The sequence below is a fragment of the Metabacillus lacus genome (assembly GCF_009674805.1).
GTDB lineage: Bacteria > Bacillota > Bacilli > Bacillales > Bacillaceae > Metabacillus_C > Metabacillus_C lacus.
In genome coordinates, this window is record NZ_WKKI01000007.1 from 72232 (window position 1) to 92483 (window position 20252).

The 20252-nt window shown below is 43.1% G+C and carries 20 protein-coding genes and 1 other annotated feature; of the genes, 17 read left to right on the forward strand and 3 right to left on the reverse strand.

The window, feature by feature from the left end:
• Positions 1–42: 42 nt before the first annotated feature.
• Positions 43–318, forward strand: a complete 276-nt coding sequence (locus tag GJU40_RS06375) for a DUF1294 domain-containing protein (protein ID WP_154306922.1) — start codon at positions 43–45, stop codon at positions 316–318.
• On the opposite strand, the gene GJU40_RS06380 is transcribed toward GJU40_RS06375, so the two are convergent.
• Positions 315–698 (reverse strand): sigma-w pathway protein ysdB, encoded by a 384-nt coding sequence (locus GJU40_RS06380; protein WP_154306923.1) that lies wholly within the window; start codon positions 696–698, stop codon positions 315–317. The genes GJU40_RS06375 and GJU40_RS06380 overlap by 4 nt on opposite strands.
• A 117-nt stretch (positions 699–815) precedes the next feature.
• On the opposite strand from GJU40_RS06380, the gene GJU40_RS06385 reads away from it, so the two are divergent.
• Complete coding sequence (locus GJU40_RS06385; protein ID WP_154306924.1) at positions 816–1307, forward strand: dUTP diphosphatase; 492 nt, start codon at positions 816–818, stop codon at positions 1305–1307.
• Between the two features lie 67 nt (positions 1308–1374).
• Positions 1375–2460 (forward strand): M42 family metallopeptidase, encoded by a 1086-nt coding sequence (locus GJU40_RS06390; protein WP_154306925.1) that lies wholly within the window; start codon positions 1375–1377, stop codon positions 2458–2460.
• Between the two features lie 125 nt (positions 2461–2585).
• On the opposite strand, the gene sspI is transcribed toward GJU40_RS06390, so the two are convergent.
• Entirely contained in the window at positions 2586–2795 is a 210-nt protein-coding gene (sspI, locus tag GJU40_RS06395) for a small acid-soluble spore protein SspI (RefSeq protein ID WP_154306926.1), read from the reverse strand.
• 111 nt (positions 2796–2906) lie between these two features.
• On the opposite strand from sspI, the gene GJU40_RS06400 reads away from it, so the two are divergent.
• The 3 genes from GJU40_RS06400 (at position 2907) to pheT (ending at position 7554) form a co-directional block, all read left to right on the forward strand.
• Positions 2907–3659 (forward strand): TrmH family RNA methyltransferase, encoded by a 753-nt coding sequence (locus GJU40_RS06400; RefSeq protein WP_343031430.1) that lies wholly within the window; start codon positions 2907–2909, stop codon positions 3657–3659.
• A gap of 51 nt (positions 3660–3710) precedes the next feature.
• Positions 3711–3949, forward strand: a binding site (T-box leader).
• 141 nt (positions 3950–4090) lie between these two features.
• On the forward strand, positions 4091–5125 hold the full coding sequence (gene pheS / locus GJU40_RS06405; protein ID WP_154306928.1) for a phenylalanine--tRNA ligase subunit alpha: 1035 nt from the start codon (positions 4091–4093) through the stop codon (positions 5123–5125).
• A gap of 14 nt (positions 5126–5139) precedes the next feature.
• On the forward strand, positions 5140–7554 hold the full coding sequence (gene pheT / locus GJU40_RS06410; RefSeq protein WP_154306929.1) for a phenylalanine--tRNA ligase subunit beta: 2415 nt from the start codon (positions 5140–5142) through the stop codon (positions 7552–7554).
• A 160-nt stretch (positions 7555–7714) separates the two neighbouring features.
• Here the strand turns inward: pheT and rnhC are convergent, their stop codons facing one another.
• Positions 7715–8644: a ribonuclease HIII gene (rnhC, locus tag GJU40_RS06415; RefSeq protein ID WP_154306930.1), complete on the reverse strand. Its 930-nt coding sequence runs from the start codon at positions 8642–8644 to the stop codon at positions 7715–7717.
• 145 nt (positions 8645–8789) lie between these two features.
• Here rnhC and zapA point away from each other — a divergent pair, with 145 nt between their 5' ends.
• The 11 genes from zapA (at position 8790) to trxA (ending at position 20188) form a co-directional block, all read left to right on the forward strand.
• Complete coding sequence (gene zapA / locus GJU40_RS06420) at positions 8790–9047, forward strand: cell division protein ZapA (RefSeq protein ID WP_154306931.1); 258 nt, start codon at positions 8790–8792, stop codon at positions 9045–9047.
• A gap of 7 nt (positions 9048–9054) precedes the next feature.
• Positions 9055–9615, forward strand: a complete 561-nt coding sequence (locus GJU40_RS06425; protein WP_154306932.1) for a CvpA family protein — start codon at positions 9055–9057, stop codon at positions 9613–9615.
• Positions 9616–9725: 110 nt separating this feature from the next.
• Entirely contained in the window at positions 9726–11453 is a 1728-nt protein-coding gene (gene polX / locus GJU40_RS06430; protein ID WP_154306933.1) for a DNA polymerase/3'-5' exonuclease PolX, read from the forward strand.
• Between the two features lie 17 nt (positions 11454–11470).
• Entirely contained in the window at positions 11471–13834 is a 2364-nt protein-coding gene (locus GJU40_RS06435) for an endonuclease MutS2 (protein ID WP_154306934.1), read from the forward strand.
• Between the two features lie 19 nt (positions 13835–13853).
• Complete coding sequence (locus GJU40_RS06440) at positions 13854–14258, forward strand: DUF350 domain-containing protein (protein ID WP_154306935.1); 405 nt, start codon at positions 13854–13856, stop codon at positions 14256–14258.
• 322 nt (positions 14259–14580) lie between these two features.
• Complete coding sequence (locus tag GJU40_RS06445) at positions 14581–16215, forward strand: AMP-binding protein (protein WP_425481203.1); 1635 nt, start codon at positions 14581–14583, stop codon at positions 16213–16215.
• Between the two features lie 173 nt (positions 16216–16388).
• Complete coding sequence (gene fadR, locus GJU40_RS06450) at positions 16389–16973, forward strand: fatty acid metabolism transcriptional regulator FadR (RefSeq protein WP_154306937.1); 585 nt, start codon at positions 16389–16391, stop codon at positions 16971–16973.
• A gap of 36 nt (positions 16974–17009) precedes the next feature.
• Positions 17010–17783, forward strand: a complete 774-nt coding sequence (locus GJU40_RS06455) for an enoyl-CoA hydratase (RefSeq protein WP_154306938.1) — start codon at positions 17010–17012, stop codon at positions 17781–17783.
• A 42-nt stretch (positions 17784–17825) separates the two neighbouring features.
• Entirely contained in the window at positions 17826–18599 is a 774-nt protein-coding gene (locus GJU40_RS06460) for an electron transfer flavoprotein subunit beta/FixA family protein (RefSeq protein WP_154306939.1), read from the forward strand.
• A 42-nt stretch (positions 18600–18641) separates the two neighbouring features.
• Complete coding sequence (locus tag GJU40_RS06465) at positions 18642–19622, forward strand: electron transfer flavoprotein subunit alpha/FixB family protein (protein WP_154306940.1); 981 nt, start codon at positions 18642–18644, stop codon at positions 19620–19622.
• 251 nt (positions 19623–19873) lie between these two features.
• Complete coding sequence (trxA, locus tag GJU40_RS06470; RefSeq protein ID WP_154306941.1) at positions 19874–20188, forward strand: thioredoxin; 315 nt, start codon at positions 19874–19876, stop codon at positions 20186–20188.
• Positions 20189–20252: the final 64 nt, after the last annotated feature.

Below are 20252 nucleotides of genomic sequence, written 5' to 3' on the forward strand. Positions count from 1 at the left end.
AGAATGGCTTTTTCCTTATCTTCAATAAAGGGGTGTTTGGAAATGGAGTGGCTGGCAATTTTGTATATCACAGCAGTTAACCTTGCTGCATTTGCAACAATGTATGCAGATAAGCAGAAAGCCCGGAACAATCATTGGCGAGTCCCGGAATCGAGAATCTGGACACTGAGTATTCTCGGTGGAGCAGCAGGTGCCTGGAGCGGAATGAGAACATTCAGGCATAAAACAAAGCATGCTTCCTTCAGGATTGGTTTGCCGCTGCTCACAGGCATACAGCTGTTCGCTGCTGCTGCCTGGCTGCAGTTTCTTCTATTTTAATTTTTTAAAAATTCCTTAATAGGACTTTTCCAGTCAATGACTGCATGCGGATAATGCTCAAGAACTTTAGACTCCAGGAAAAAGAAGTCTTCTTTGTTGAGTCCGTTTAATGAAGCTTCAGAATGGGTCCATATAAAAATGGAAACAACTTCAAAAGAATCAGCTGTTGTGCCCAGGTATTTTTCTCCCTCAAACAATACTCCTTTGTATGTCAGATGAAAATTTCTGCGGACATTCTCTCTGTCATCCATAAAATAAAACTCTTTGCGCTCATAGGCAAGTTCAAGTTTGCGTATGGGGTGAAATAAATACTTTACAGCAGTGTATATGGCGAAAATAATAGCAGCAAACAATAAAACCCTAAGCAGAATCACAATCATAAACAGCCTCCGAAACATATTTTGCCTAGTATACGAATCAGAAAGCAAAAAGGTTTCATGTTTGGGTGAATTTGATATACTTTTTTTACGAAAAAACACGCTTGTAAGGAGGATACTATGAATTTTCAACATTTGTATGAAATGCAGCAGGTGCTTGATCATAATATTGAAAACAAACATGGCCTGCAGGAAGAAGACTTGTTTGAGAGAAAGTGCCTGGCTCTTTTGGTTGAGCTTGGGGAATTGGCTAACGAGACCCGATGCTTTAAATTCTGGAGTGTTAAGAGTGCTTCTGAAACCTCTGTCATTCTTGAGGAATATGTAGATGGTATTCACTTTATTCTATCCCTTGGCCTGGAAATAAAAGCGGATAGAAATGCCGGCTATCCCACTGGTGCTGCCAGCTCGGAACAATTGACCCATCAGTTTCTGCATGTGTACCAGACTGCCATGGAATTTAAAAACACCCGTGATGAATCTTCTTTTCATGCATTATTTTCAGCGTATTTAAAGCTTGGGGAGCTGCTGGGGTTTTCCAAGGAAGTCATTACTGAAGCATATAAGCAAAAAAATACCATTAACCATCAAAGACAAAAACAAAATTATTAGCTTAGCATGATATTTGGAATACAAGTAATCCTAAAGTATAATAAAGGAAAGAAGAGGGGGTTATGCAATGGCAAAATTGGATGAAACACTTACAATGCTAAAAGATCTTACGGATGCTAAGGGCATTGCAGGTAATGAACGCGAAGCTAGAAAAGTGATGGAGCAATACATACAGCCATATGCTGACGAAGTAAAAACTGACGGACTTGGGAGCCTGATTGCGAAAAAAACAGGACTCGCAGGCGGCCCTAAAGTCATGATTGCCGGACATTTGGATGAGGTTGGGTTTATGGTGACCCAAATTGATGATAAAGGTTTTGTTAAATTTCAAACTGTTGGCGGCTGGTGGTCTCAGGTCATGCTGGCCCAGAGGGTAACAATTGTAACGAGCAAAGGCGATGTAACAGGCGTCATTGGATCAAAGCCTCCTCACATTCTTCCTCCGGAGCTTCGAAAAAAGCCTGTGGATATTAAAGAGATGTTTATTGATATTGGAGCTTCCAGCAAGGAAGAAGCGTTGGGCTTTGGAGTAAAGCCTGGAGACATGGTTGTTCCTTACTTTGAATTTACTGTGCTGAATAATGAGAAAATGCTGCTGGCAAAAGCATGGGATAACAGAATTGGCTGTGCAATTGCCATTGATGTCCTGAAAAATCTTGATGGACAAGATCACCCAAATGAAGTATACGGAGTTGGGACAGTTCAGGAGGAAGTCGGGCTGAGAGGCGCTAAAACTTCAGCACAAATGATTCAGCCTCATATTGCCTTCGCAGTAGATGTTGGTATTGCCGGTGATACACCTGGTGTGTCTGAAAAAGATGCAATGGGAAAAGTGGGCCAGGGACCGGGAATTGTGCTGTATGACGCTTCTATGGTTTCACATAAAGGGCTTAGGGATATGGTTACCTCTGTGGCTGATGAGCTAAGTATTCCGTATCAATTTGATACCATGCCTGGAGGAGGAACTGATTCCGGAGCAATTCATGTAACTGCTAATGGAGTTCCGGCATTGTCCATTACCATTCCAACAAGATACATCCATTCACATGCGGCACTTCTTCACAGAGACGATTATGAAAACACTGTCAAATTGGTGACTGAGGTTGTGAAAAGGCTTGATGCTGATACTGTCAGTGAAATCACTTATAACTAAAAGGATGCCAGGGGATTTCCCCTGGCATTTATTGTGGATATAGAGAGGGTATACAAGCTGGAGACCAGCCGGCTAACAAAAAAAGTCCGGAAAGCCAGTATACCTGGTTTCTCCGGACTTCCATGTTATTTTTTTAATCCTTGTTCCAATGTAGACAGCATATCCTTTTTATCTTCCTCTGATGCATTTTGCCAAATGACTTCAAACAACACGCCCAGTCCAGGGAGCATTTTCTCTTCTCCGCTTTGAATCGCATCAACGATTGTATCTTGAAGCTGTCCCTGATCATTGCCCGTTACGTTCGTAATCACTGCATGTCTTAAGTTTAAATTCATTTTCCTCACTCCTATCTTTAAAATCTTTCTTTATGTTTTACTGAATCCTGTTTTAATATGTATCATCAAAGAGATATAATAGTAAGAGCGGAAAAAAAGGAGAATTACATAGTGAAAAGAATAGAATCAGTTAACAACCCTACAGTCAAGGGATGGAAAAAACTGCACACAAAAAAGGAAAGGGACGTTTCACGGTCTTTTTTGGTGGAAGGGTTTCATCTTGTTGAGGAAGCACTTAAGAAAAAAGAACAGATATTGGAGCTTATAATAGAAGAGAATACGGCCATTCCAAGGAGCTGGGATATCAGCGGACTTGAAGTTGTGTATGTAACAAAACAGGTGATGGCAGCAATAAGCGATACAGAAACACCTCAGGGGGCAGCCGCCGTGGTAGAGCACCTTGCTGTCTCCTCGCCGTCAAACTGGCAGCGCCTGCTGATAGCTGACGCAATACAGGATCCCGGCAACCTTGGCACAATGATCAGAACAGCAGATGCAGCCGGTATGGATGGGATTTTTATAGGATCAGGATGTGTGGATATATATAATTCAAAAACAGTTCGTTCCAGCCAGGGGTCCATCTTTCATCTGGCCCACTTTAAAGGAGAGATAGTTGAGCATATAGACAATTTTAAGGCTAATGGAATCAGTGTATACGGCACCGCTCTTCAAGGAGGACATCCTTATCAGCAGGTGGAGCCGGCGGAGAAATTTGCGCTGATCATTGGAAATGAAGGAAAGGGAATACAGCCTGAGCTTTTACAGCAGACGGATAAAAATCTGTATATTCCCATCTATGGCAAAGCAGAATCTTTAAATGCGGGGATTGCTGCAGGAATTCTCCTTTATCACCTTCGAGGATAGAGTTGCAACAGCAGGCGTTCTTCATTATAATATAAGACAATTACATATTGTTTAAAAACAATGACAGAGAAAAGTAGTTTGTTACATTGTCTTTCCAGGGAACAGGTGCCGCAGACTGAAAGCACCTTCATGACATGGCAAATGAAGTTCACCTCTGTAGTTGGCACTTGGACCAGAAGTATTTGTAAAGGTGCCCCGGCTCTTGGCCGTTATAGCAATGAAGTGAGCAGCACATGTGAAACACGTGCTGTTAACAAGGGTGGTAACGCGAATGAAAACTCGTCCCTTTCCTGGGGCGGGTTTTTTGTTTTGTTTTTAAGATTTACGGGGAGCCGCCATGAAAGCTGTTAAATGTTAGATAAACACATTTGTACCAGGTCTCCTGCAGACCTGTCAAAGTGAAAACACCATAAATATAAGGAGGATCTGCTATGCAAGATCAATTAAAGCAATTGCAGCAGGAAGCGCTGAGTTCAATAGAAAATGCTTCCGACTTGAAAAGCCTGAATGAGATCAGAGTTTCCTATTTGGGAAAAAAGGGGCCAATTACAGAGGCTCTGCGCGGAATGGGAAAGCTGTCAGCAGAAGAACGGCCGAAAATGGGGGCGCTGGCAAATGAGGTGAGAGAATCGATAGCTGCAAGCATTGCAGCAAAGCAGGAGGGGCTTGAGGCTGCTGCGGTAGAAGCGAAGCTCGCTTCAGAAACCATCGATGTTACACTCCCGGGAAATCCGGTACTAATCGGAAATCATCATCCCATTACAGCTGTCATTGAAGAAATAGAGGACCTTTTCTTGAGCATGGGCTATTCCATTGAAGAAGGACCAGAAGTAGAGACAGATTATTATAATTTTGAAGCGCTGAATCTTCCTAAAGGACACCCGGCAAGAGATATGCAGGATTCCTTTTATATAACTGATGAAGTTCTGCTTCGAACACATACCTCGCCTGTGCAGGCAAGAACCATGAAAAAGTATGACGGAAAAGGACCTGTAAAAATCATTTGTCCTGGAAAGGTATATCGCAGGGACAGTGATGATGCGACACATTCTCATCAATTTACTCAAATTGAAGGACTTGTTGTGGATGAAAACATCAGCATGAGTGATCTTAAGGGAACTTTAGAGGTATTTGCCAGAAAAATGTTTGGTGACGACCGGGAAATCCGTTTAAGACCCAGCTTTTTCCCATTCACTGAACCATCTGTAGAAGTAGATGTTTCCTGCTTCTCATGTGGAGGAAAAGGATGCAGCGTCTGCAAAGGTACCGGCTGGATTGAGATTCTTGGGGCCGGAATGGTTCATCCTAATGTACTTGAAATGGCTGGATTTGATTCGAAAGTATATCAGGGATTTGCCTTTGGAATGGGGCCGGAGAGAATTGCCATGCTGAAATACGGCATTGATGATATTCGCCACTTTTATACAAATGATATCAGATTTTTAAAACAATTCAAAAGAGCATAGCAGGAGGATAAAATATGTTTGTTTCTTATAAATGGCTGCAGGAATATGTCGACCTTTCCGGGGTTACTCCTGAACAGCTTGCAGAAAAAATCACCAGAAGCGGGATTGAAGTAGAAGCAGTGGATGTATTAGATGAAGGCATATCAGGTGTAGTGATCGGCCATGTTGTGAGCAGAGAGCAGCATCCTGACGCCGACAAGCTGAACAAGTGTCTTGTTGATATCGGAGCGGAGGAGCCTGTTCAGATTATTTGCGGTGCTCACAATGTTGATCAGGGCCAAAAAGTAGCGGTTGCAAAAGTTGGCGCTGTCCTTCCGGGAAATTTTAAAATTAAAAAAGCAAAGCTGCGCGGCGAAGAATCACACGGAATGATTTGTTCCCTTCAGGAACTTGGTGTTGAAGGAAAGCTAGTGCCTAAAGAGTTCGCTGAAGGAATCTTTGTTTTTCCATCAGATGCCGAACCGGGCATGAATGCTTTGGAGAAATTGAATCTGAATGATGCGGTTCTTGAGCTGGGATTAACGCCTAACCGAGCTGATGCTTTGAGCATGCTGGGTGTAGCCCATGAGGTGGCAGCTATTCTCGGCAGAGAAGCCAAATACCCGGAGGCAGTATATCCTGCCGGTGGCGGCAAGGCTTCTGATTATATTTCGGTAAAGGTTGAAGCAGTCAAAGAAAATCCAAGATATATCGCAAAAGTTATTAAAAATGTAAAAGTAGGTCCATCACCTCTATGGATGCAGACGCGCCTGATGGCAGCGGGTATCCGTCCCCACAACAATGTAGTGGATATTACTAACTATGTGTTAATGGAGTACGGCCAGCCTTTGCATGCTTTTGACTATGACCGTTTTGGGTCAAAAGAGGTAGTCGTCCGCCTTGCCGAAAAAGGGGAGACAATTGTTACTTTAGATGGCCAGGAACGTGAACTGTCAGAAGAGCATCTTGTGATTACAAACGGCCGGGAGCCGGTTGCGCTTGCAGGCGTGATGGGCGGCGCCAATTCAGAAGTAAGTGAAGAAACAACCACAGTTCTTCTGGAGTCTGCTTATTTTGAAGGCCAATCTATCAGAAGAGCATCCAAAGATCATGGACTTCGCAGTGAAGCCAGTGCAAGATTTGAAAAAGGTGTAGCTCCTGAAAGAGTACCTCTTGCGGCAGAACGTGCAGCACAGCTTTTGGCTGAGTATGCAGGAGGAGAAGTACTCGAAGGATCTCCTGAGAGTAATGAAATGACTGTGGAACCTGCAGTGATCTCCATTTCCACGCAAAAAATCAGTTCTGTTCTCGGAATGTTTGTTTCCGACGAAGATGTTCAATCGATCTTTGACAGACTCGGATTTCAGGCAGCTCTTGAAGGCGGAATATTTACTGTTACAGTGCCAACAAGAAGAGGAGATATTACGATAGAAGAAGATCTGGTGGAGGAAGTAGCAAGGTTATACGGATACGATAATATCATCTCAACATTGCCGGTAATGGAAACAAAACCGGGAACGTTAACTTCTTATCAGGAAAAAAGACGCAGTGTGAGACGCTTTTTAGAAGGTGCGGGGCTATACCAGTCCATCACATACTCTTTGACAAATGAAGAAAGAGCTGTGCAGTTCGCTCTCGAAAAAACGTCTTTGACTAAATTGGCAATGCCGATGAGTGAAGAGCGGAGCGTGCTTAGGCAAAGTCTTCTTCCGCAAATGCTTGAGGCAGTCAAATATAATCTTGCAAGGCAGAATGACAGAGTCGCTATTTATGAGATTGGTTCTGTATTTCTGGCACAGTCAGGAGAAAGCCAGCCACTTGAAAAGGAACGCCTGGCAGGTGTCATTACCGGGTTATGGCATTTGCATCCATGGCAGTCTGAGAAAAAAGCTGTGGATTATTTCGTAGCAAAAGGCATTTTGGACGGTTTGTTTCAAGAATTAGGTCTTCTGGAAAAGGTTGAGTATAAGCAGGCTAAAGCTGAAGGTATGCATCCTGGAAGAACAGCTGAACTGTTACTTGACGGGCGAAAAATCGGTCTGATTGGACAGCTGCATCCAACTGTTCAAAAAGATCTGGATTTAACTGAAACGTATGTTTTTGAATTGGCACTTTCTGAGCTTCTGCAGCAGAATGAAGCTTCATTAGTGTATCAGGCTATTCCGCGCTTTCCTTCCATTACGAGGGATATTGCCCTGGTTCTCAGCAAGGAAATCGTTGCAGGAGAAGTAAAGAATGCAATAGCAAAAGCTGGAGGAAGCCTGTTGAAAGAAGTATCCATCTTTGATCTCTATGAAGGGGACCGCCTTGAGGATGGTTTAAAATCCATTGCATTTTCTTTAAAATATTATGATCCGGAGCGAACTCTGACTGATGAAGATGTAACTGCTGCCCATGAAAGGGTAATGGCTGCTGTTCAAGAAAAGTTTGGAGCAGCACTTCGTTCATAGAAAATAGAGGCAGCCATGAAGCTGCCCCTGGGGATGATTTGAAGCGCCGTTGGAAGACGGCGCTTCAGGTCATCTTTTTTTGTTTTTCATCAGTTATAGGCTTGGTGCGTTTTGCACTTGACACCTGCATGCCGGCACAGCCATCTTCACAATGAGATTTTTAAAGGCCTGCCAGCTTTCTTGCCTTTTGTGTGTTTGCGAAGTGCTCTTTTGTAAATGCTGCAAGATAATCCTTTCCGTGCTTTTTAATCAGTTTTGCTGCAGCCTGATCCACTTTGGGGCCGGCACCTTTTGGCAGAATCATGCCAGCTGATTTCGAAAGCTTTTCAAACTCTTTGACAAATGAATATCGGCTGATAATTGAAGCAGCTGCAACGGCTAGATGTATTCCTTCTGCCTTCGTGCTGAAGTATGTTTGACTTTTAAAGGGGGGCGCAGATTTGAGATAGTTATAATAAACGCCAGGCTCCGCAAACTGATCGATGAGAATTCCTTCAGGTACATCAGGCTTTATTTTTTCCAAGAGATTTGAGATGGCTTTATTATGAAGCAAAGCCTTCATCTTTCCCTGTGACATTCCCTGCTTTTGCAGCTCGTTATATTTTGGATTATGCAGAATCAGCAGGCTGTATGGAATAATATGAAGCAAATCTTTGGCAATGGCAGATATTTGGTCATCATTCAAATTTTTTGAGTCCTTAACACCGATTTCTTTAAGCAGACCCAGCTGCTCTTTTTTTACATAGGCAGCAGTCACGGTCATTGGGCCAAAAAAGTCGCCGGTACCGACTTCGTCAGAACCAACGATGGAAAGCTCTGCAATATTAGGGGGCGGACTGAAAATCGACGGTGCTTTCGAAACTTTTTGTACGGGCTTGCCAGGGGCAGGAGATCCCCATTTGCCGGCCTCCTCAGCGGCAGAGACTCCTTGAAATAGTACTTTTCCTGATTGATAGGCTGTGATTGTGCAGCCGGTTAACTTCGCGGCAAAAACTCCCCCCGGCGGAGTCTTGGGGCTGAGATGCTTTTGATACGCTTTTTTCATCTTTATCATTGTATCTCCTGAAACAGTGAGAACGGCATGAGACATGGGAAAACTTCCTTTCTACATTGTAAACTGTGCATAACATGTATTGAGTATCTATGTCTATCATACATGTACCGTGACTTCTTTCCAATCTGGAAGGTAACATGGTATGATATAGATTAGGATTTTTACGAATGGAGGATGTACTTTGGGAAATCATCCAAAAAAGAAAACAACGGTTGATATATATGGCCAGCAATATTCAATTATTGGGACCGAAAGTACAAGCCATGTACGGCTGGTTGCCTCAATTGTTGATGATAAAATGCGTGAAATAAGCAGTGCAAATCCCATGCTCGATATTAATAAACTGGCAGTTTTGACAGCAGTGAATGTCGTGCATGATTATTTAAAGGTTAAAGAACAGCTTGAAAAACTTGAAATGCAACTAAAAGAAAAGGATTGACGTATACATGCTTGATGTAGGAATACTAATTATCCTCATAATGGGGACCCTGGTTGGCCTGAGAAGGGGCTTCTTTTTACAGATTGTCCACCTTGCCGGCTTTGTTGCAGCATATTTTGTTGCTTACCGCTATTCAGGTGAGCTTGCTCCAAAATTAACACTTTGGATTCCCTATCCCAATTTCGGCGAAGGGAGCTCCATTATTTCATTCTTCTCTGGAGATAATCTGGAAGCTGCCTATTACAGGGCTATAGCGTTTGTAATCTTGTTTATCGGGACGAAAATCCTTATGCAGATTATTGGCTCCATGCTCGACTTCGTTACAATGCTGCCTATTTTAAAGCAGCTTAACAGGGCAGCGGGAGCGCTGCTGGGCTTTGTTGAAATATACTTGATCTTATTTATCCTGTTGTTTATAGCAGGGCTGCTTCCAATACAAGGGGTTCAGGCAGCGATGAATTCTTCTACACTGGCAGATTTAATTGTAAACTCCACACCATATTTCTCGGACAAGATTAATGAATTATGGATGACATATGGCGGAGGGCAGATAACTTCTCGTTTTTGAGAAGTTTTTTGCAGTTTGCGGCTTTAAAAGAACCGCAAAGTATGAAGGTATGATAAAAGTATTGTAGAATTTTAGTAGATAATTTCTTATAACCAGGAAGGGTGTAAGCAATGACCATTCATAAAAAAGATGTGATCAAGCTGCTGGAAACCATTGCCTTATATATGGAATTGAAAGGGGAAAACCCTTTTAAAATATCAGCATTCAGAAAAGCGGCCAATGCCCTTGAACATGATGAGCGGAGCCTTTCTGCGATTGAAGATCTTACGCTGATTTCAGGCATAGGAAAAGGGACAGCAGCCGTGATTCAAGAATACATTCAAACAGGAGAGTCGGAAACATTAAAGACTCTTCAGGAGGAAGTACCTCAGGGATTACTTCCATTAATAAGCCTGCCGGGACTGGGCGGGAAAAAAATAGCCAAGCTTTATAAAGAACTGAATATAGACAGCATGGAGACGCTGAAGCAGGCCTGTCTGGAGAATAAAGTGCAGCATCTTGCCGGGTTCGGCAAAAAAACGGAGGAAAAAATCCTTGAAGCCATTGAAGAAGCAGGTAAGCGTCCGGATCGGCTTCCTGTTGCTTTTATGCTTCCGATTGCATTGGATATTGAAGCGTATTTAAGTTCATGTGACGGTATCAGCAGGTTTTCCAGAGCAGGCAGTTTAAGACGCCTGAGAGAAACCATCAAAGATCTAGATTATATTATTGCAGCAGACAATCCTGAGAAAGTCAGGGAACAGCTCCTGAAGCTGCCAAGGCTGTCAGATGTGGTTGCAAGCGGGGATACCAAGGTTTCCGTACAGCTGCAATATGATTTTGAAGTGAATGCAGACTTCCGCATTGTTGAAGAAAAACATTACGCTACAACGCTTCATCATTTTACCGGCTCTAAGGATCATAATGTAAGAATGAGACAGCTGGCGAAGGAGCGTGGAGAAAGAATCAGTGAATATGGTGTTGAAAACCTGGAAACGGGAGAAGTGACACATTTCAGCAGTGAAGAGGAATTCTACAACTATTTTCAGCTGCCGTGTTTTCCTCCGGAATTAAGAGAAGATGGCACAGAAGTGGATATATACTGCGAAGAGAAGCATCCGCTTGTTTCACTCAGTGATATTCAGGGAGATCTCCATATGCACTCAACATGGAGCGATGGTGCTTTCACCATTGAGGAAATGGCGGAAGCCTGCAGGGCCAAGGGCTATAAATATATGGCCATCACAGATCATTCTCAATATTTAAAGGTAGCAAACGGTCTGACTCCCCAAAGGCTCAAAGAACAAAGAAAAGAAATAAACAGGCTTAATGCCAAATTTGAAGATTTTACGATTTTCGCCGGAGTTGAAATGGACATTCTTCCTGATGCAACATTGGATTACAATGATGAGATTATGAAAGAAATGGACTTTGTTATTGCTTCAATTCACTCTGGATTTTCACAGCCAAAAGATGTGATTATGGAAAGGCTCACTACTGCTCTGAGAAATCTGCATGTAGATTTGATTGCCCATCCTACCGGAAGAATTATCGGGAAGAGAAAAGGCTATGAAGTAGATATGGACATGCTCATTCAACTAGCGAAAGAAACCGGTACAGTTCTGGAATTAAACGCCAATCCGCACAGACTGGACCTTGCAGCAGAACACATCAAAAAAGCTCAGGGAGCAGGCGTGAAAATTGCGATTAACACTGACGCCCACAGCATTCAGATGCTGGAAGATATGAAGATTGGGGTTGCAGCTGCGAAAAAAGGCTGGATTCAAAAAGACAATGTTATTAATACTTGGGATAAAGAAGATCTCAAAAAATATCTGAACCGAAACACAACACATTAAAATTAGGAGGTTTTGCCTTGCAGCAGCGTGTATTAAAGGTACTTGAATTTGATAAGGTAAAGGAGCAGCTCAGCCGGCATGTATCATCTTCCCTGGGAAGAGAAAAGGCTGCCGGGCTGCTTCCTTCAACTGATTTAGAACGGATAACCCGTCTTCAGCATGAAACGGATGAAGCTGCCACTGTACTGAGGCTTAAAGGACATGCACCTTTTGGCGGGCTGACCGATGTAAGGAGCGCCATCAAAAGAGCGGGAATCGGCAGTATTCTGAGTGCCGCAGAATTAATAGAGATTGCAGGCAACATCTATGCAAGCCGGCAGTTTAAGCAATTTATTGAAGATGTACTGGAAAATGAAGAAACAATTCTTCCTCATTTGAGTGAATATATTGAGAGGATTTTCCCGCTGACGGATCTCGAGCGAAGAATTCAGCGGTGCATCGATGATAATGGCGAGGTGCTCGACGGAGCGAGCGAAACGCTCAGGGGGATACGGAACCAGCTGAGAACATTGGAGGCGCGCGTCAGAGAAAAGCTGGAGTCTATGACCCGGTCATCTTCTTCACAGAAGATGCTTTCCGATGCAATCATAACGATTAGAAATGACCGCTTTGTCCTTCCTGTTAAACAGGAATACAGATCAGCTTATGGAGGAATTGTTCATGATCAGTCCGCTTCAGGAGCAACACTGTTCATTGAGCCGCAGGCTGTGGTTGAAATCAATAATACGCTTCAGCAGGCAAGAGTAAAAGAAAAAAGAGAAATTGAAAGAATTCTGCGCCTCCTTTCAGAGGGAGTGGCTGAAGAAGAGCAGGTACTGCTGGAAAATACAGCTGTTATGGCGGAGCTTGATTTCATTTTTGCCAAAGCAAAATATGCAAAGGCCATTAAAGCCTCCATGCCCGAAATGAATAAAAGGGGAATCATCAGGCTGCTGAAAGCGCGGCATCCTCTTCTTCAGGCAGATGAAGTTGTGGCCAATGATATCATTTTGGGAGAGAATTACTCTACCATTGTCATAACAGGTCCGAATACCGGGGGAAAAACGGTTACCCTGAAAACAATCGGCTTGTTTACCCTGATGGCGCAGGCAGGGCTGCATGTGCCGGCATTGCACGGGTCTGAACTTGCTGTTTTTGAAGGAGTGTTTGCAGACATCGGCGATGAGCAGTCTATTGAACAAAATCTAAGTACATTCTCCTCTCATATGGTGAATATAGTCGAAATTCTGCATAAAGCAGATGAAAACAGCCTGGTGTTATTCGATGAGCTTGGCGCGGGAACAGATCCACAGGAAGGAGCTGCCCTCGCCATTTCAATACTAGATGAAGTGTATCACCGGGGAGCGAGGGTTGTTGCCACCACCCACTATCCTGAATTAAAGGCCTACGGCTATAATCGAACCGGCGTTATGAATGCCAGTGTGGAATTTAACGTTGAAACCCTCAGCCCGACATATAAGCTTTTAATTGGTGTTCCGGGCCGAAGCAACGCGTTTGAAATTTCCAAACGACTTGGATTGATGGATCATGTCATTCAGGATGCAAAATCACAAATCAGCGCCGAAACAAACGAAGTGGATGCCATGATTGCTTCCCTGGAAGAAAGCAGGAAAAGCGCAGAAGCTGAGCTGCAAGATGCTGAAACACTCCGTAAAGAGGCCGAAGCGCTTCATAAGGAACTTCAGCGTCAGGTATTAGAGTTTAACGAGGACAAGGACAAGCTTTTTGAAGAAGCAGAACGCCAAGCTGAACAAAAAGTGGGGGAGGCCCAAAAAGAGGCTGAAGAAATCATTGGATCCTTAAGGAAAATGAGAAAAGAGCAAAATGCCGCTGTCAAAGAGCATGAACTGATAGATGCGAAAAAACGGCTTGAAGAAGCTCTTCCAGTATTCGAAAAAAGCAGAAAAAGCAAGCCTTCTCAGGATAAAAAGGATCAATCCTTCAAATCAGGGGATGAAGTAAAAGTAATCAGCTTTAATCAAAAAGGAATACTGATTGAAAAAACAGGAGAAAAAGAATGGAATGTTCAGCTCGGCATCTTGAAAATGAAAGTAAAAGAGCGGGATTTGCAATACCTGTCTGGACCGAAACAAACTGAACAAAAAGCGCTCGCTTCTGTAAAAGGAAAGGACTACCATGTTTCTGTGGAGCTTGACCTAAGAGGGGACCGCTATGAGGAAGCTTTGTTAAAAGTTGATAAATATCTTGATGACGCTGTACTCGCCGGATATCCGCGTGTTTCCATTATTCATGGGAAGGGAACTGGAGCCCTTCGAAAAGGAGTACAGGAGTATTTGAGCAATCACCGCAATGTCAAGAAAGCGCGGTTTGGCGAAGCTGGAGAAGGCGGTTCAGGCATTACTGTAGTGGAATTAAAGTAAGTGAGTGGGGAGAATGAGGATGAATTCTTTTTGGGAGCATGAACTGGTGCAAACAGCCGCATATTTCAGCGTTGTGATATTATGTGCAATTGTCTTTCTGACCGTTTTCGAACTTGTGACAAAATATAAAAACTGGGAGGAAATTCAGAAGGGGAATTTGGCAGTTGCAATGGCTACCGGAGGGAAAATGTTCGGTATTGCTAACATCTTTCGTTTTTCCATTCAGCAGCATGATACATTGTTTGAAATGATGAAATGGGGCGTGTTTGGATTTATCCTCCTCCTTTTAGGTTACTTCATTTATGAGTTCCTGACTCCAAGATTTAAAATTGATGAGGAAATTCAAAAAGACAACCGGGCGGTCGGTTTTATCTCAATGGTAATCTCGATTGGCTTGTCCTACGTAATCGGAGCGGGAATTTAAGGAGAGGATACTATGGAAACATTGGCTAAAGTACTGCTGGCCTGCTGTGCCCTTTTTATCATTGTTGGAATTATTTATATGATCCTGGCTTAGAAGCGGTGCTTCTAAGCTTTTTTTTGATTCCAACCGGAGAACACACCAGCCAGTTTTGTTCGGGGCCTAAAGAACTTAAATTGACGAAATAATATAAAAATACTTTCATTTCTGAATATATTTTAGATATACTTATATATAAGCCAAAAGTCTTAAAATAAAAGGAGGAATTATATTGGAACTTCAACAGCCTTGGCTGGACCATTATCCTGGCGAGATTCCAAAGAACATGGAAATTGACCAGAAACCTCTGCAGTATTATTTAAAAAAGTCAGCAGAGGAATATCCTGACAAAATCGCCATTCATTTTTTGGGGAAGAAGCTTTCTTTCAAGAATCTTTATAATCAGTCACTCAAATTTGCAAACTATCTTCAAAAAACGGGGCTTACCCAGGGAGAAACAGTCTCTATTATGCTGCCGAATTGCCCTCAGGCGGTTATCGCTTATTATGGCACGCTGCTGGCAGGAGGAATAGTCGTTCAGACGAATCCCTTGTACATGGAACGCGAGCTTGAATATCAACTGAAGGACAGCCATTCCCGCTATATTGTTACGCTGGATCTTTTATACCCGAGGGTTTCTAAAATGAAAGCGTTAACAAGTTTGGAACATATTTTTGTAACAGGAATAAAGGATTATCTTCCCTTTCCAAAAAACCTGATATACCCGTTCATCCAAAAAAAGCAGCATGGTGTAGTTGTGAAAGCAGAACATGGGGGTAAAACCCATCTGTTTACCAGAGCACTGGCTGAGTCAAAACCTGAGGCAAAAGAATATGAGATCAATGTCAAAGAAGATACAGCACTGCTGCAGTATACCGGCGGAACGACAGGATTTCCCAAAGGAGTCATGCTGACCCATGAAAATCTGGTAGCTAATACCGCCATGTGTTCTGCATGGATGTACCGCTGCAAAAAAGGAGAAGAAGTGGTTCTTGGCATTCTGCCCTTTTTTCATGTTTACGGAATGACGACTGTTATGAATCTGTCTGTGATGCAGGCATATAAGATGGTGCTGCTGCCTAAGTTTGATCCTGGAGATACATTAAAAGCGATTCAAAAAGAAAAGCCGACCCTTTTTCCGGGTGCTCCTACCATTTATATTGCATTGCTCAACCATCCTGACATTGCTAAATATGATTTATCATCAATAGACAGCTGTATCAGCGGATCAGCCCCGCTTCCAATTGATGTTCAGGAGAAATTTGAGAGAGTCACAGGAGGCAAGCTTGTTGAAGGATATGGACTGTCTGAAGCATCTCCAGTCACACATGCCAATTTTCTATGGGATCAACGGAAAATCGGCAGCGTAGGTGTCCCGTGGCCCAATACCAAGTCAATGATCCTGTCACTGGAAACCGGAGAGCAGGCAAAACCTAAGGAATTGGGAGAAATCATTGTATCAGGGCCGCAAATCATGAAAGGATATTGGAATAAGCCTGAGGAAACGGATGCCGTGCTGAAGGACGGCTGGCTGTACACAGGCGATATTGGCTATATGGATGAAGATGGATACTTCTATATTGCCGACAGGAAAAAAGATATGATTATCGCGGGAGGATTTAATATTTATCCCAGGGAAATAGAAGAAGTACTATATGAACACCCTAAAGTGAAAGAAGCAGTTGTTGCAGGAATACCAGATCCGTACCGGGGAGAAACCGTAAAAGCATATATTGTATTGAAAGACGGAGAAACAGCAGACGAGAATGAATTTAATGAATTTGCTAGACTGCATCTTGCCGCTTATAAAGTTCCAAGAATCTACGAGTTCAAGGAAGAACTGCCGAAAACTGCTGTTGGGAAGATACTGAGAAGAGCATTGGTAGATGAAGAAAAAGAAAAGCTGAAGAATGCAGAGTAACCTGACATTCTGCCTCCTTGCACGCAGGAGGTGCTCCTTGTACTTGTACAAGCCATGAGTTACAATCTAATAGAGAAGAATAGTCATTTTGCACTTGACAGAAACCGTGAAAATTTTTATGATGGAATTATGAATGATGATTCATTCATTTTTTCTGAAGGGAAAGAAAAGATTTGAAACAAAAAAAACCAAAATATAAGCAGATTATTGATGCAGCCGTTATTGTTATAGCTGAAAACGGCTATCATCAAGCACAGGTTTCCAAGATAGCAAAACAGGCGGGAGTAGCGGATGGAACCATCTATCTCTATTTTAAAAATAAAGAGGACATCCTTGTTTCGCTTTTTCAGGAAAAAATGGGAACCTTTATTGAAAAAATCGAAGAGCAGATTGCAGGAAAGGAAAGTGCAGCAGAGAAATTATACATGCTGATACAAAAGCATTTTTCCCTGCTGTCTGAAGACTGCCACCTTGCCATAGTGACTCAGCTGGAGCTCAGGCAGTCGAATAAGGAATTGAGGCTCCGCATCAATGAAGTGCTGAAGAACTATCTGAATGTTGTAGATCAGATTATTCTCGCCGGAAAAGATAGCGGAGAATTCAGCAGCACCCTGGATCTGCGGCTGGCAAGGCAGATGATTTTCGGAACGATTGATGAAACAGTCACAACATGGGTTATGAATGATCAAAAGTACGATCTGGTTTCCAATGCAGAAAAAGTACAGGAATTATTAATTTACGGATTCGGGAAAAGGTAAACGGCTTTTTTTCAATCCTTGAAGGGAGTGAAAAGTTTGGACTTTCTTACACTTGAAAAAGAGAGCATGACAGCGACCATTACAATTCAGCATGCTCCAGCTAACGCGCTGTCCTCAGCAGTATTAAAGGAATTGTCAGCACTGCTTGATGAAGTGGAGACAGATCGTGAAGTCAGAGTTCTGATACTGAGAGGAGAAGGAAGATTCTTCTCCGCAGGGGCGGACATTAAAGAGTTCACTTCTATTCCAAACGGATCCGAATTTTCCAGGCTGGCAAAGCTGGGGCAGGATCTTTTTGAGAGGGTGGAAACTTTTCCTAAACCGATTATTGCCGCTATACATGGAGCCGCTTTGGGCGGGGGGCTGGAGCTTGCGATGGCCTGCCATCTAAGGCTGGTGACTGAATCCGCTAAGCTTGGCCTTCCTGAATTGCAGCTGGGCCTGATTCCTGGATTTGCAGGCACTCAAAGGCTGCCAAGGTACGTAGGAAGGGCAATGGCGCTGGAAATGCTGCTCACAAGTGAGCCTATTACAGGCAGAAGGGCAGCAGAGCTTGGACTTGCCAATCATGCTTACAGCGATGATGAGTTATTTACTAAAGCCGCTGAGCTCGCTGCAAAATTTTCGCAAAAAGGACCTGTTGCTGTTGCTGCAGCAATACAGCTGCTCAATGAATCTAAAACGGCATCATATCATGATGCAGCGGCCAAGGAAGCAGAAATGTTTGGTACAGTCTTTGAAAGTGCTGATGCCAAAGAAGGAATCTCAGCTTTCCTGGAAAAAAGAACACCGCAATTTAAGGGAGAATAGTTTTTTTAGGGAGAAATTTTTCAATCTGACAGGGGGATTAACATGAATATTTTTGTCGTAATGAAAAGAACTTTTGATACAGAGGAAAAAATCACGGTAAATAACGGGAAAATAGCGGAAGACGGTGCAGAATACATCATTAATCCTTATGATGAGTATGCAATTGAGGAAGCCATTACTGTACGTGATGCTGAAGGAGGAGAAGTCACCGTTGTCACTGTAGGGGGAGAAGAGGCAGAAAAGGAACTGCGCACTGCTCTTGCGATGGGCTGTGACAAGGCTGTACTCATCAACACAGAAGATGATGTGGAAAATGGCGACCAATTTACAACATCAAAAATTCTTGCCCAATATTTGAAAGATAAGGAAGCTGATTTAATTATTGGCGGAAATGTTGCAATTGACGGGGGATCCGGACAAGTTGGTCCAAGATTGGCAGAGCTCCTGGATATTCCTTATGTGACTACGATTACGGAGCTGAAAATCAGCGGAAGTAATGTAACCGTTACCAGAGATGTTGAAGGTGATTCAGAAGTGATTGAAGCATCTCTTCCTTTGCTTGTGACTGCACAGCAGGGTCTGAACGAGCCGAGATATCCGTCTTTGCCGGGTATAATGAAAGCAAAGAAAAAACCTCTTGAAGAGCTTGAACTGGATGATTTGGACCTTTCTGAGGATGATGTGGAAGCGAAAACAAAGACAATTGAAATTTATCTTCCGCCTAAAAAAGAGGCAGGCAGAATACTGCAAGGCGAATTAAATGATCAGGTAAAAGAATTAGTAGGTCTGCTGCGTACGGAAGCAAAAGTAATTTAATTTTTTGATAACATGGATTACTAAAGACAGGGGGAAAATGGGATGGCGAGAAAAGTATTGGTATTAGGTGAAGCTAGGGAAGGCTCCCTTCGAAATGTATCTTTTGAAGCAATTGCTGCGGGGAAAACTGTATCAGAAGGCGGAGAAGTGGTAGCTTTATTAATTGGCAAGGATATTGCGGGTCTTGCTGGAGAGCTTTATGCATATGGAGCCGACAAAGTGCTGACGGTTGAAAATGATACTCTTGAAAATTACACGCCTGATGGTTATACGCAGGCAGTCATGGCTGCAGTAGAACAGGAAAGCCCGGAAGGAATCATTTTTGGGCATACTGCTCTTGGAAAAGATTTGTCTGCAAAATTGGCGGCCCGCCTGAATACAGGTCTGGTATCAGATGCGACAGATATTGAAGCTGCAGGAGGAAATATCGTATTTACAAGGCCGATTTATTCCGGTAAGGCATTTGAAAAGAAGATTGTTACAGATGGAACAATCTTTGCGACAATCCGGCCGAATAATATTGCTCCTTTGGAGAAAAATGATTCCCAAACGGGTGAAGCATCCACACTGACGGTGGAGATTAAGGATATCAGAACTGTTGTACAAGAAGTTGTCCGCAAGGCTGCAGAAGGAGTAGACCTTTCCGAGGCAAAAGTAATTATAGCCGGCGGAAGAGGTGTGAAAAGCGAAGGTGGATTTCAGCCGCTTCAGGAGCTTGCGAATGTTTTGGGCGGCGCTGTCGGAGCTTCCAGGGGCGCTTGTGATGCGGAATACTGCGATTACTCTCTGCAAATCGGGCAGACAGGCAAGGTAGTCACACCGGATCTGTATATTGCCTGCGGTATATCAGGTGCTATTCAGCATCTTGCCGGCATGTCTAACTCAAAAATTATCGTGGCAATTAATAAAGACCCGGAAGCGAACATTTTCAAGATTGCGGACTATGGAATTGTGGGTGACCTGTTTGAGGTAATTCCGCTGCTAACGGAAGAATTCAAAAAGCTGAAAGTTCAATCTGCCTAAGCAGACGGAGATACTTTGTGCAGCTGTATGCAATGAATCAAAAAGGGCTGCCGCAAGGCAGCCTGTTGTCGTTGATTGCTTAGCATACACCTATAAAGAGCCAGCTAGGTGAAATTCAGTTAAGTTTCCCCCTCGCCATGTGTTAAATAGGGTTAGGACTGGGAAAGGTATAAGTGAAGCAAATCATTCGCAACTATCCCGGCGCGGGTGGTATACTGGGTATACATTTTACCTATATAGGAGGAATACTCATGGCAATTACAAATGTAACGGATTCAAACTTTTCTGCAGAAACAAACGACGGCGTAGTTCTGGCTGATTTCTGGGCTCCTTGGTGCGGACCTTGTAAAATGATTGCACCTGTGCTTGAAGAGCTTGATCAAGATATGGGAGAAAAAGTGAAAATCGTAAAACTTGATGTAGATGAAAATCAAGAAACTGCTGGTAAATTTGGAGTGATGAGCATTCCTACACTGCTTGTATTCAAAGACGGCGAAGTTGTTGATAAAGCAGTAGGCTATCAGCCGAAAGAAGCTCTTGCGGAACTTTTAAATAAGCATGTTTAATTAAAAACAGCCGAAAGGCTGTTTTTTACTGGGCAAAAAGCATAAGAAATCATAAGCGTCGTTC